General features: G+C 63.2%; 11 protein-coding genes. 6 read left to right on the top strand and 5 right to left on the bottom strand.

Annotation, left to right across the window (positions count from 1 at the left end; genetic code table 11):
* Positions 1-87 precede the first annotated feature (87 nt).
* From Pan44_RS19390 to aspA, 6 genes are all read left to right on the top strand, one after another.
* The gene (locus Pan44_RS19390) at positions 88-750 is read left to right on the top strand and encodes a hypothetical protein (RefSeq protein WP_145032488.1); all 663 of its coding nucleotides are present in this window, start codon (positions 88-90) and stop codon (positions 748-750) included.
* Positions 747-2,741, top strand: a complete 1,995-nt coding sequence (locus Pan44_RS19385) for a terminase gpA endonuclease subunit (protein WP_145032485.1) — start codon at positions 747-749, stop codon at positions 2,739-2,741. Before Pan44_RS19390 ends, Pan44_RS19385 begins: the two co-directional genes overlap by 4 nt.
* A gap of 317 nt (positions 2,742-3,058) precedes the next feature.
* Positions 3,059-3,262 (top strand): hypothetical protein, encoded by a 204-nt coding sequence (locus tag Pan44_RS19380; protein WP_145032482.1) that lies wholly within the window; start codon positions 3,059-3,061, stop codon positions 3,260-3,262.
* Between the two features lie 62 nt (positions 3,263-3,324).
* The gene (locus Pan44_RS19375) at positions 3,325-4,644 is read left to right on the top strand and encodes a DcaP family trimeric outer membrane transporter (protein WP_145032479.1); all 1,320 of its coding nucleotides are present in this window, start codon (positions 3,325-3,327) and stop codon (positions 4,642-4,644) included.
* Positions 4,645-4,791: 147 nt separating this feature from the next.
* Positions 4,792-6,117 carry an anaerobic C4-dicarboxylate transporter family protein gene (locus Pan44_RS19370; RefSeq protein ID WP_145032475.1) on the top strand — a complete coding sequence of 442 codons (1,326 nt, stop codon included), beginning with the start codon at positions 4,792-4,794 and terminating at the stop codon, positions 6,115-6,117.
* A 9-nt stretch (positions 6,118-6,126) separates the two neighbouring features.
* Positions 6,127-7,995 carry an aspartate ammonia-lyase gene (gene aspA / locus Pan44_RS19365; protein ID WP_145032472.1) on the top strand — a complete coding sequence of 623 codons (1,869 nt, stop codon included), beginning with the start codon at positions 6,127-6,129 and terminating at the stop codon, positions 7,993-7,995.
* Here aspA and Pan44_RS19360 read toward each other — a convergent pair.
* From Pan44_RS19360 to Pan44_RS19340, 5 genes are all read right to left on the bottom strand, one after another.
* Positions 7,952-9,688, bottom strand: coding sequence for a SulP family inorganic anion transporter (locus Pan44_RS19360; protein ID WP_145032469.1), 1,737 nt, complete (start codon positions 9,686-9,688; stop codon positions 7,952-7,954). The two genes, aspA and Pan44_RS19360, sit on opposite strands and share 44 nt — an antisense overlap.
* 27 nt (positions 9,689-9,715) lie before the next feature.
* The gene (locus Pan44_RS19355; RefSeq protein WP_145032466.1) at positions 9,716-10,090 is read right to left on the bottom strand and encodes a SpoIIAA family protein; all 375 of its coding nucleotides are present in this window, start codon (positions 10,088-10,090) and stop codon (positions 9,716-9,718) included.
* Positions 10,091-10,229: 139 nt separating this feature from the next.
* Positions 10,230-11,582, bottom strand: coding sequence for a tetratricopeptide repeat protein (locus Pan44_RS19350; protein WP_145032463.1), 1,353 nt, complete (start codon positions 11,580-11,582; stop codon positions 10,230-10,232).
* A 113-nt stretch (positions 11,583-11,695) separates the two neighbouring features.
* Positions 11,696-12,019, bottom strand: coding sequence for a hypothetical protein (locus tag Pan44_RS27490; protein ID WP_197453485.1), 324 nt, complete (start codon positions 12,017-12,019; stop codon positions 11,696-11,698).
* Positions 12,020-12,506: 487 nt separating this feature from the next.
* Positions 12,507-13,433, bottom strand: a complete 927-nt coding sequence (locus Pan44_RS19340; protein ID WP_145032460.1) for a YybH family protein — start codon at positions 13,431-13,433, stop codon at positions 12,507-12,509.
* Positions 13,434-13,634: the final 201 nt, after the last annotated feature.

Raw genomic sequence — 13,634 nt, 5'->3', positions numbered from 1 at the left:
GTGGCCGGCTCCCCCCCTGCGGTCGCGAACATCGCGAGATTTTTACGCAATAACGGCCTGTTTCCCGTGAGTAAGTAAGCAGTCAAGATGGGCAAACCTGCGACCCCGATGGACGCTGCGCAGAAGCTGTCGAAGCAGCTCGACAAGGAGCTCGCGCAGAAGGCCGTCCGGAAGGTGATGGCGGGGGAACGACCGACCGCCAAAGAAGCCTCCGCCCTGCGAAGACACGAGGCGGAACAGGAAGAGACCCGTCGCTGGCAGTACTACGACAGCATCCCCCAGAAGCACTGGCGGGACATGTCCGGCCGGCAGACGAAGGTGTTGAACGAGCAGGCTGAGCGGTATGGCATCCCCTTCGGCGGACGCACGATCTGCTTACCCAGGGTGGTGAAAGCCTTCCATGACTTCCTGGCGAAGAATGCTCGCAAACTGGCCGATGAAGACGATCCCCTCCTGAACTCGGATGTCGCCAGTCCGGCCCTCGAGCGCTACCGGGAGGAACGGGCGGCCATGGCCCGGCTCGATCGTCTGGAGCGGGAAGGCCAACTGGTCGCTCGGGGCGATGTCCGGGAAGGCCTGGGACGCGTGGCCGCGATCCTGCGGGCGGCGGGAGACGGACTCCTGCAGCAGTTCGGACCGGAGGCTGCCGCCCTGCTGAACGAATCGATTGATGACGCCGAGCGGGAGATCGAGCGGCTGTTCAGCAGCGAGGCTCCCGGCAACAGCGCGCCGGAGGAACCAGCACCGTGACCGCTGACCCGTCGACCACGCAGGCCCGGGCCCGGGACGAACTCCTTTGGTTCCTGCGTCAGTCCCGCGCCCGGACCGTGCGCTCGATGCGGCAGTTTGCGGAGACGGAGATCGTCATTCCGGACGGTCCCTTCCAGGGACGCCGGTTCCGCTGTGATCGCCAGCCCTACACCCGGCTCTGGTTCGATGCGGTCGACAGTGGCCGCTGGAACCGGTGTGTGGCCACTGGCCCGACCCAGAGTGGGAAGACGCTGGCCTGCTTCGTCATCCCGCTCATTTACCACCTGTTCGAGATTGGCGAGACGGTCATCTGTGGCCTGCCCGACATGGATATGGCCATCGACAAGTGGCGCGAAGACATCCTGCCGGTCATCGAGCAGTCCCGCTACCGCAGCCTGATGCCGATCCGGGGCGGCGGGAGCCGAGGTGGCCGCGTGGAGTCAATCCCGTTCCGCAATGGCGCCACACTCAAGTTCATGTCAGGCGGCGGTGGCGATAAGAGCCGGGCCGGGTTTACGTCCCGAGTGGTCGTGATCACCGAGACCGACGGCATGGATCAGGCCGGCGCGACGAGCCGCGAATCGGACAAGATCACGCAACTCGAGGCCCGCACCCGCGCCTATGGCGCCCGGAAGCGGATCTACATGGAATGCACCCTCTCGACCGAGCAGGGCCGGACCTGGCAGGAATACACCGCCGGAACCCGCAGCCGGATCGTGCTCCCCTGCCCTCATTGCCGGCACGACGTGCTCCCGGAACGACAACACTTCACCGGCTGGACCGAGGCGTCGACCCAGGCCGAGGCCCGCAGCCTGGGAAAATTCGCCTGTCCCGACTGTGGAGAACCCTGGACGACCGAACAGAGGACGGAGGCCAACCGACAGGGCCGGCTGGTCCACCAGGGACAGTCGGTCGATGACGCGGGGAATCTGACTGGCGAGGCGATCGCCACTGACACCCTGGGCTTCCGCTGGAGCGCGATCCACAACCTGTTCCTGATGCCGGCCGATCTGGCGGCCGACGAATGGCGGGCGTCCCGGTCCCCCGATGAAGAGAACGCCGAGAAAGAGATGCGGCAGTTCGTGTGGTGCCTGCCGGTGGCCCCCTCCCGGCAGGACGAGACGACCCTCCTCGCCGAAGAAATCCTGCTGCGGCAGTCGACCTGGCCGCGGGGCCTCGTGCCGCCCGACTGCACCGTGCTGACTGCGGCCATCGATCTGGGTAAGTATCTGTGCCACTGGATCGTCGTCGGCTGGAAGCCCGATGCCACCTGCTATGTGGTCGACTACGGCCGCATCGAGGTTCCCTCGGACAGCCTGGCAGTCGAGCAGGCGCTCATGGTGTCGCTGCGACAGTTCCGGGATCTGGTCAAGGATGGCTGGCCCGTGTCGCAGGAGTTCGCGGCCTCACCCGGCAAGAAACGTCTGACGCCCGTGCATGTCCTCGTGGATGCGGGCTACATGACGCCGGTCGTCTACACCTTCTGTCGGGAGAGTCGCCAACCGTTCCATCCGGCCGTGGGACGGGGCGCCACCCAACAGCGCACCCAGTCGTATCACCATCCCACCAGTCGTGGAGCCACCGTCGTCCACATCGGACAGGACTACCACGTGAACCGGCAGCCCGTTGACCGGATCGACCTGGTCGAGATGGACGCCGATGCCTGGAAGACCTGGGTGCACCAGCGGCTCAGTTGTCCGCTCGATCAACCCGGCGCCCTGCGGCTCTACAAGGCGCCGCCGCAGGAACACCTGTCGCTGGCCAAGCACCTGACGGCTGAACGGAAGACCGAGGAGTTCGTGGCGGGCAAAGGGGTCGTTACACGCTGGGAGCGGATCCGGCGTCAGAATCACTGGTTCGATGCGCTCTACAACGCCTGCGTGGCCGGGCATGCGGCCGGCGTGCGGTTGATCCGGGAGCAGAAGGTGTATGTGCCGCCGATCCGGCCCTACGGCGTAATCAGTCGGGGGTTCTCGAATCAAAGGTTCTGAACCTGGGATCCTGCAGGGACACGTTTCGATGATGCTCGCCTTGGCCTGCACGAGGCCGCAACTGCACCGGGGCCAGGACGGTTCTCGCATCCGAACTCACTGAAACCGGCGGAAGATGGAGCGAGCGAGCCTCTGGCTGCAAAACTACCGGCTTGTCACCGACTACGAGTCTGCCCGGGTCAGGTTCCTCGCCGGCCATCCTGCACCGGGTCATCAAACGTTTGACGCCCGCATGAAACTGCTTCAAGTCGCATGGCATTTGATCTCTCTCGATCCACGTATGACGATGCCCGCGAAGGGGATAACTGGGCCAAATCATGCGCGAAGTGATCCTCGAGACCCCGAATCTGACTGCCGATGAAGTGAGCTACCCCCTGAGGCCTGTCCGGCCGTCCCCATGGTCGTGCGCACGGGGCTTGCGGTCGATTCCAATCGAAGGACTCGTTGAAGATCGGCCAGACCTGCCGCTCGACTGGGTCCAGACGCCACTTCACATTGCCGAGGAATCGCTGCAGCTTTAGACGATGGCTGCTGGAATCGCGTTTCATCTCACTGACAAGCATTCCGCATTGTTGCGACGGTCATGATTCGAAAGCGCGTCCTCACGATCTGGATTGCTTTCGTCGGTGCCCTCACCGCCGCCGGGCGCAGCGATGACGCTCCGCCGCGCCCTTCACCGGTGCCCGAAGTGCAGGCTTCCACAGGTGCCGGGGCTGACAGCCTCTCTTCCAACTCGCATTCGAGTCCGACGGACTTCAGCGAAGGCGTCGAGCAGGCCGGTTTCGCTGAGGCCCTGACGTCTGCATTGCACGATCACTGGGTCGTCGCGAAGCCGGAGTCGGCGAAGTTCGACAAGGCGAATCAGATTCCCGGCACCGAGATCTGGTGGAAGTTCGGGGGGTACATCAAGGGGGACTTCATCCACGACTTCCAGCCGGCCGGCACGCCCGATCGCTGGGTGCCGACGACCATTCCGGTGGACGGTTCGGACGGCCAGAACACGCTGATGCAGGCCAAGGCCACGCGGCTCAATCTTGATGTTCGGGCCCCAAGCGACTGGGGAACGATTCGCGGGTTCGTCGAAACGGACTTCTTTACGAATGGGAACCAACTGCGAATCCGGCACGCGTATGCCGAGGTCGGGCACCTGCTTGCCGGTCAGACGTGGACCGTCTTTACGGACCCGGATGGCATCCCTCGGACACTGGATTTTGAAAGTCCGATCGCGTTCATTGTGCAGCGACAGGCGCAGTTTCGCTGGACGGAAGAGCTGACCGACAATCTGAAGTGGGCGACGTCAATTGAGAATCCGACGACAGCCGTTGACGACGTCGTGACGGCGACAATCCCCGGTGATCCGGCCCAGCCGATTCCTGACCTCGCGACTCATCTGAAATACAAGAGCGAGTATTACGAGTGGTTCGTTGCCGGGCTCTTTCGCGATGTCGCCTACCGGCCGGATACCGGTTCCGAGCAGGATCGGTTCGGCTGCGCGATCAACATCGTCGGCATCCTGAAGCCTACAAAAGATGACAAGATCATTGGCCAGTTCGTGGCGGGCAACGGTCTCGGTCGGTATCGAGGCGGTTCTGACCTGCGGCTGGCCTCGCCCGGCAAGGTCGAACCTGTTGATCACATGGGGGGATGCCTCGCCTTGACGCACGCCTGGACGGAGACGTTGAGCAGTACGGGTGTCTACAGCGTCGCGGTCCGTCGTCGCGAGAGCACTGACCCGGGAGACACTCCGCAACTGGCGAACTACGTGGCCGCCAATGTGATCTGGGCGCCGATCGACAACACGACTCTCGGGGTCGAGTATCTCTATGGGTCGAACGAAGTGCACAACGGCGACTTCGGCGAGGCCCATCGCATCCAGGCGACGGTGCAGTACAACTTTCCCTGATGCCGCCTGAGCAAGTGGCGGGAATTTCGTTGCCTTTCTCGACTCGCGACGAGCATACTGCAGCGGGCACCTCACGAAGCTGACAGTGCCTGCAGTTGAGATCGAGTTCACCTGTTCATTGTCCGGCTGCACACCAGGGCAATCTGAATGTCGGTAACGCTTGAGCTGATCGTTCTTCTTGCCGCCATTGCCATCGGAGCCCGCGCGGGCGGCGTCGGAATGGGACTGTGGGGCGGAGTCGGGCTGGCCGTCCTGGTCTTCCTGTTCGGCGAGAAGCCGGGCAGCATTCCGGGCGAAGTGCTGCTGATCATTCTCACGGTCATCATGGCCGCCTCGGCAATGGAAGCGGCCGGGGGAATCGACTACCTGGTTCAGATTGCGTCGCGGATTATCCGCAAGAGCCCCCGTCACGTCACGATCGTGGCGCCGCTGGTGTCGTATCTCTTCACGTTTCTCTCGGGAACGGGACACGTCTTCTACCCGTTGTTGCCGGTGATCTACGAAGTCGCGATGAAAGGGCGGGTGCGGCCCGAGCGCCCGATTGCGGTCGCGACCATCGCTTCCCAGCAGGCGATCACAGCCAGCCCAGTCTCGGCCGCAACCGCAGCATTGATCGCAATCCTCGGCTCCAAAGGGATCGGCCTGCCGACGATCCTCATGATCTGTGTGCCGGCGACGCTGTTGGGTGTCATTGTCGCGGCGTTGATCCAGACTCGCGTCGGAGTCGAGCTCGATCAGGATCCGGAATACCTGCGGCGAGTCGCAGCGGGTGAGATTGAAGACCCCAGGGGATCGACGGACGACGATTCATCGAAGTCTCTGCCTCCCAGGGCAGCTCTCTCTGCGTACATGTTCCTGGCGGGCGTCGGTCTCGTCGTCTGCTGTGGACTGTTTCCGGCCATCCGCACCGTCGGCCCGGCGGATGCCTCGTCCGTGATCTCGATGCCAATGACGATTGCTATCATCATGTTCACCGTCGCAGCGCTGATGATTTCATTCACCACAGCGCCAGTTGATCAGATCGTGAAGACGAAGACCTGCCAGGCCGGGCTGACCGCAGTGATCGGAATTCTGGGACTGGCGTGGCTGGGTGATACGTTCATCAATGCCAACCGGGAGGTGATCATCGGGGGCCTGTCCCGGATGGCGGAGGCTTATCCGGCGCTGTTCTCCGTGGGGCTGTTCCTGACGTCCATGCTGCTCTACAGCCAGGCGGCGACGACGCAGACATTGATGCCGCTGGGCGTGACGCTGGGAATCGCACCAGCGGCACTCGCGGGGATGTTTCCTGCCGTCAACGGGTACTTTTTCATTCCGACATACGGAACGCTGATCGCGGCGGTGAACTTCGATCGCAGCGGAACGACGCGGATTGGCAAGTATGTCCTCAATCACTCATTCATGCTGCCCGGGATCGTGGCGACGATCGTCGCCGTGTCGACCGGGCTGATCATCGCAAAGCTCTTCTTCTAGGGGCGACCTATGACCGATCTCCGCACGCAAATCGAACCGGCCGCGCGCTCCATGGGAGTGGCGGCGGCCGATCTCGCGTCACTCATCGAGAAGGGGAAGCAGGTCACGTTCGAGGGAGCTGCCTGCCTCTTTCATGAATCGACGCCCCGCGAGTGGCTGGGGTTCGTTCTCTCCGGCAACGTGGAGATCGTCCGCGGATTGCACGGGACCCAAACCCACCTGGCCACGCTGACCGAAGGTGCGCTGGTCGGAGAAGGTCTGCTCCTGGATGACGGCGCCCATTCAACCAGCGCCTACGCCCGCGGAGCTGGCACCACAGTGATCCAGATTCCCCGCGCGGTGATGAATGAGTTGAAAGCGGGCAAACCGGATTTCTACTACCGCCTTGTCGCGCGGGTCGCTCAGAGGATTTCGGACCGGCTGCGGATGGCGTCCGACATGCTGGCCAATCAGAAGGCTGCGGCGCCGCAGGTGAGTTCCTATCGCGTTGAGCACGATTCGCTGGGTGAACGGGAGATTCCCAATAACGCCTACTATGGCGTCCAGACGGTCCGCGCCCAGGAGAATTTTGCGATCTCCGGTGTGCCGCTGAAGAACTTTGCACACTTCGTGAGGGCGCTCGCCTACGTCAAGAAGGCGGCGGCACAGGCGAACGGCGAGCTGGAATGCATCCCCTCGCCAGTGGCTGAGGCGATCGTCAAGGCGTGCGACGAAATCCTGGCCGGCAAGCTGCATGACCACTTCGTCGTCGACATGATGCAGGGTGGCGCCGGCACCAGCACGAACATGAACGCCAACGAGGTGATCGCCAATCGCGGGCTGGAGCTGATGGGGCATGCCAAGGGGGAATACAAGCACCTGCATCCCAACGATCACGTCAATTGCTCACAGTCCACCAATGACGCCTACCCCACGGCGATCAAGCTGGCAGTGATCTTCTCTCTGAAGGACACGCTGGCGGCGATGGGAGAGCTCAGGTCCCAGCTGCAAGCGAAGGAGACGGAGTTCGCACACGTCCTGAAGATGGGGCGTACGGAGAACCAGGATGCCGTTCCAATGACTCTGGGCCAGGAATTCGGCGCCTATGCGGTGATGGTTCAGTCCGCGATGGCTGCGCTCGCCCGGTCGGCCGAAGAGCTGCATGAAATCAACATGGGAGCGACGGCAATCGGCACGGGGATCTGCAGCCCGCCGGGTTATGCAGACCTGGTGACCAAACGGCTGGTCGAAGGGGCCGGGCTGCCGCTGCGAAAGGCGTTCAACCTCGTTGAGGCCACTCAGGATTCGGGCGCGTTCGCCCAGATGGCCGCCACCATGAAGCGAGCGGCGGTCCAGGTCTCGAAGATCTGCAACGACCTCCGCTGGCTCTCGTCGGGTCCGCGATGCGGGCTTAATGAGATCAATCTCCCGCCAATGCAGCCAGGCTCATCGATCATGCCGGGGAAGGTCAATCCGGTCATCCCCGAACTCGTCAGCCAGATCTGCTATCAGATCATCGGCTACGACGTGACGATCTCGATGGCGTCGGAGGCGAGCGAACTGGAACTGAACATGGCTGAGCCGATCATCGCGTATGACCTGCTGCACGGGTTGATGATTCTGAAGAACGCATGCGTGACCCTCGCCGCGCGGTGCATTTCCGGAATCACGGCCAACGAAGATCGCTGTCGTCACTTCGTCCAGAACAGCATCGGAATTGTCACGGCGCTCAACCCGGTGATCGGGTACGAGAAGTCGGCGTCGATCGCCAAGGAGGCCCTGAAGACCGGCGGGAGCGTCTACGACCTCGTGCTTCAGAAGGGGTGGCTCACCAAGGAGAAGCTTGATGATCTTCTCAGCCCGGCGAAGATGACGGATCCGCGGCAGCTCCCGGCGTGACTTCGTGGAACGCTGACTCTTCGAGCAGTGCCTGGTCAATGCTGAGGTGGCGTCCGAGGTAGCCGGTCTTCCCTTCCAGGCCGACGGCCCGAAGCAGATCACGGACTTTCGCGTGGGCTTCGACGATCCGGATCCGGGCGTTACGCCTGGAAAGCTCGGAGTGCAGTCCAGCCAGCATGTTGGCGCCGGCGACATCGACGACCGGCGAGTTCGAGAGATCGCAGATCACCAGTCGCACATCCGGCATTCCGGCGACGTGATCCCAGATGACGCGGCGGACATGATCTGCGTTGAAGTACAGGATCGATGACTCCGGGCGAACGATCACGACGCCGGGGATCGATTCGTTATCCGGATGACGCTCGAGAGACGAGAAGCGGCGGCTTCCAGGAATTCGACCGAGAAACGCGATGCTGGGAGTTGCAGCTCCTGCCAGTAGGAGGATCAGCGAAACAATCGCCGCGAGCAGAACGCCCTTCAGGATTCCAAACAGAAGAACGCCGACCAGGGCAACCAGCGCAATTCGAAATTCCCGGCGGCTCACTTGCCTCAGAAACCGCAGGCCGTGCAGGTCAATCAGGCCTTTCACCGCGACGAGAACGATGGCGGCGAGAACGACCGTCGGCAGTGATCGCAAGAGGTTCGTGAGACACTGCAGGCAACCGGCCAGAGCTGCAGACGCGATCACAAGCGCCAAAGGTGTCTTTGCGCCGGCCTTGTCGTTCACCGCGGATTGCGAAAGGCCGCCGGCGACTGGAAAACCCTGGCCGAACGCGACCGCGAGATTGGCAGCCCCCAGTGCGAGCAGCTCCTGTCGCGGATTGACCTCGGCGTTGTGCTCAGCGGCGAGCGCCCGGGCGGCCGAGATGCCCTCGATGTACGCGAGCAGAAAGCAGGCGATGCTGAGCGGAAGCACGCCATCCACATCGCGCATCCGAAGTGACGGCAGATGCAGGGCCGGAAGCCCGGGCCGAATCATTCCGACGGTCGGAACGCCGGCCTCCTCGAGCGAGGTTAACGCCATCACGACTGTCGCCGCCGCGACGACGACGAGCGCGACCGGGCGCCTCGGGAAGAGTCGATCTCCGGCGATGAGCAGCGCCACCGCGCAGATTCCGAATGTCAGGACGGCCAGGTTTGTTTCCCCGAGCTGTCCGAGAAGGATCCAGATCCTCTCAAAGAAGTTGTCACCCCCGCCCGGAACGCCGAACAACTTGGGCAACTGAGTCGATGCAATCGTGAGCGCCGCGCCGGCTTTGAAGCCCAGCAGCACGGTTTCGCTGATGAAGCTGACGAGCCCGCTGAGGTGAAGGAGCCATGCGATCGCGCTGACGACGGCCACCATCAGCGCCGTCAGGGCTGCAATCTCAATCCAGCGCGTGGCGTCACCGTCCGCCATCCCTGCCACGGTCGACCCGACCAGGAGGCCGATTGCTGACGTCGGCCCGATGGCCAACTGGCGGCTGGAACCGAACATGGCGTAGGCCAACCCGCCGAGCAGATAGCAGTAGATACCGTGCTGTGGCGGCACGCCGGCGAGCGTCGCATAGGCCATCGAGACGGGGATGGCGTAGGCCGCCAGCGTTAAGCCGGCGATCACGTCAAATCGAAGCCACGCGCGGTCGTACTGCCTCAGCCACTCGAGGGCTGGAAACAGCGAACTCCATCCCGAAGGTGATTTCTCCGCGCCCACGGCTTCTGGGTTCCACTCGCAGTCGACTCAGGACGGAGCCAAAATCCATTCCTTCGCCTGTGACAGCTCTCCCGACGGAAAGTGTCGGATCTCGGCGGCCACGAAGTGCGACGCCAGCTTCTCGGCAATTTCGCCGAACGTGGAGTCCGTTACTACAGCAATCTTCTTCACCTTCCGATGGTGATCACGCACGAATCGGAAATGCGCCATCATCGCCCCCAGGCTCTCCCATCCGGGGAACGAAGGCGTCTCGATGATGATGCCGCGAAGGCTACCAGTCGCTTCGATGTGCGGATCGACGACTTCAACGATCTTCGCGAAATCGTCGGCTGAGAGCGCGGAGGTTGGCCGGAGTTGGAGGACGGAACTCGTCGGATCGAAGTTGAAATCAAGATGCTGCATGCGTGCCTCCACTCCCATTCTCTGACCGGCCCTCACCCAGTCACGGAATCAAAAACGCCACTCCTCCGTAGCGAGTTCGTCGCAGGACGCAAAGAAACCTCTCGCCAGGTCAGGCGGCGAGAGGTTCGTTCCATCGGAATCACTTCGAAAAGTCCAGTCCCTTGTCGCCCGGGGGTGACCCGACGACCTGGAAGTGAAACTTCCCGTTCTGCGGAGCCGAGATCTCGGCGAGCATCACTCCGCCGGCGTCCGGCTGAAGCGCGAGAGTGTTCTCTTCGACGGCAAAGACACCTTCAATCGACTTGGCCTTCCCCTTCTCCGTGTACGTCCAGGCGAACGTGCTGTCATCGGAGAGCTTGAGGCCGAAGCTCGAATCGCCGGCGCCTTTCGCCTTCCACGATCCTACGAGATCCTGCTTCGGAATCGTCGCCGCGGCCGGTGTCGCCGGTTTGGGCGGCTCCGCTGACGACGAGGTCTTCGGCAGCGAACTCGGACCACCGATCATCTGCAGAAGCTGAAGGGAAACCGTGTCCTTCGGCTGAAGTTCCAGGACCTCCTGCAATTGTCCGATTGCCTCCGCGGTCGAACTGCAGGTGATGTAGTGGTAGGCCAGAAGGAAGTGGAGATCGGCCGACTTGGGATTCGAAACGACTGCCGATTCGAGTGCCCTCAACTGGGCCGTGTAGGTGTCGACGCTCGGATACATCCGGATGAACGTCGTCCAGTCCCAGCCAGGGCCGACCGCGAGAACGGGGTGGATGGTCGCTGCCGCATCGTGGTACTTCCCGGCCGCGAACAACGAGAGCGATTTGAACTCGTGCAGCGCTGCGTCGTTCGGCGCAATCGCCAGCGCGGCGTTGACCCGTTCGAGCGATCGCGGATAGTCGCCCTCGTAAAACGCCTGCCGCGCCTCGTCGTAGGCCTTCGTCAGGGGCGTTGGCTCGGTGCTGGCTGAGGGAACAGCACCCGGCGCGGTTGCCGTCGCTGTTGCAGACGCGACTGCTTCCACGGGGGCCGCTGTTTCGACCGGCATGGTCACCTGTTCGTACGTCATCAGAGGCTGCGAATAGTCGTAGTAGCCTCCGCCTCCGTAGCTGCCGCTGTCGCCGTAGTACGGGTTGTAGTAGCCGCCGCCGTATCCGAACCAATAGCTCAGACGATTGACTCCCCACGCAGTGACTCCGAACGCTGCGGCAACGGGATGGTACTCCCACATGTGATCCCAGTAGTCGCCGAAGTCGTCGTGCCAGTGGTCGTGGTACGCATCGTGGGCGTTGTCCCAGAAGTTCTCGGACCAGTCGTCCCGGTTTTGCTGCCGATTGTCCTGTCGGTCATTTCGGTTTGTCTGCCGGTTGTCCTGCCGATCGCCTCGATTCGTCTGCCGATCGCCCTGCCGTGTTTCGCGATTGGCCTGACGGTTGTCCTGCCGGCCCTGCATCCTGTCCTCGAGGCCCGCAGCACGGTCCTGACGGTTCGCGATTCGATCATTCATGAAGTCCTGTCGCGCACCGGGGCCGTCATTCCAGTTCGCGCGATCGCCGAGACCTGCGCCAACGCCGGCGCCGATACCGGCTCCAACTCCGAGGCCGGGCAATGTTGTGGGCCTCAATCCGGAGCCGGGGCCACCCGGGCGACCAACGCCGCCAGGTCCGCCGACGCCACCGGGTCGGCCCGCACCGCCAACGCCGCCGATGCCACCGGGGCCGCCAACACCACCGGGTCGTCCGACGCCTCCAACACCACCGACGCCACCGGGACGTCCAACACTTCCGACGCCGCCAACGCCACCGGGCCGGCCTGCGCCACCGACGCCGCCAATGCCACCAGGGCCGCCAACGCCACCAGGCCGACCGACACCTCCGATGCCGCCAACACCGCCGGGGCCACCGACCCCTGGACGGCCTCCGATTCCACCAGGTCCGCCGGCATTAATTGGTGGTCTGCCACCACCTGGGGTCAGACCTCCGCCAGGCCGGCCGCCCCCTGCGATGTTCGCGGGCGGTCGCGCCGAATTTCCTGGTCGCGTTGCACCGTTCGGCATGCGAACGTTGCCCGGACGAGAGCCCCCTCCGGCGCCGCCGGCGAGTCCCGGCGAACGACTCGGGCTTCCACCTGGTCTCGCACCGCCACTCGGCCGAGCGCCTCCGCTGGGACGGCTCGCCATTCCCCCACTTGGTCGTGATGGAGCGCGGCTCATCGACGGGGCTCGGCCACCGCCACCTCCGCCTCCTCGGAACCCACCGCCACCGCCGCGGCCTCCTCCTCCACCTCCGCGGCCGCCACCGAAGCCCCGGCCCCAGGTGTCAGCGGCTCCGACAATCAGGATGCAGCCCACCAATGTTGCAACCAGGCTGAATCGTTTTTGAGTCGTCATTGGACGTCTCCGTGGAAAGCAGTTGGCTTGTGTGAAGGACGACTATCTGGCGGTCTGGGCCGTCGCTTTGGATGCGGGCGCTGGGGGACGACGGACCATCATGAACTGGAGATCCGGCAACGACTCACCACCGACGACTCGATTCATGATGCCGACTTCAACACGGTCGATTCCCGGAACGAGCGTGCGGATTTCCGACTGAGTCGCCCCGGCTGAGTTCACACCGTTGATGGTCACAGTCCATCGATCTCCGACGTCGACCCATCGCGATTCCGCGAAGCCACCCCGGGAATCGAAGATCCAGCCGCGGATCTCTTTCCGCTGTGGATCCCAGCCCAGCCTCTGCGTCCCTTTGCCAAGCAGTTCGGCTCCGCGCTTCACCTGAAACTCCGAGAGCAGGAAATTTCGATCGTCATCCCAGTGGAACGTCGTCTCGACCGTTTCGTTTGCGTCCTCGTCGATCCAGTCACCGGAGAGCCACGCCAGCTGCCGCAGATACTCGAAGTTGCTCACCACCTCCTTCTCGAGCGATCGGGCGGAGATCATCCGCCAAGCGCCGTCCTTCTTCTGGTGGACGACCAGATAGCGCCCCCGCGAAGTCATGGTCTCGCCATCGGGGAAAAAGTCCGTTGCCCCCTGCTCCACCGCAATCTCCGGGGTGAGCATCGTCAGTGAATCCATTTCAAGACTGATCTGGGCCGCCGGCTCTGCCTCGAAGGCTGCCGCGAACGCGGCCCGAATCGCTTCGCCCCCCTGCACAATCGTCCCGTCCGCTTCTTCGATTCGCCCCTGGGGATCAAACAAAGCCGCCATCGCGGCAACGTCCTGGTCGTTGTAGGCATCAACGAACTTCACCGCGGCATCCTGAATCGCCTTTTCATCGGGCGATGGTTCGTCGTCAGCCGCGGGCAACGCCGCAAAGAGCAGTAACGGGATTGCGAGCAATGTGACGCGACGCAATGAGGTCATGATCGACTCCTTCAAAGCGTGAGTGGCGCCAAGCGACGAGCGCCATCGGGTGTGTGCAGCGCTGAGACACACGTTGCAGCCATTGCCTCTTCTCTCATCGGATTCGATTCGAGACTGGCCCAATCATCGCCAACCTCGGCCGCAGCGTCGATGCACTGGGCTGGCGATTTTCCGTCGCATTCGATTCGCGCCAGATTGTGC

The sequence above is a fragment of the Caulifigura coniformis genome, assembly GCF_007745175.1.
Taxonomy (GTDB): domain Bacteria; phylum Planctomycetota; class Planctomycetia; order Planctomycetales; family Planctomycetaceae; genus Caulifigura; species Caulifigura coniformis.
The sequence above is the reverse complement of the archived record's forward strand: the minus strand, read 5'-3'. Positions and strand labels throughout refer to the sequence as shown.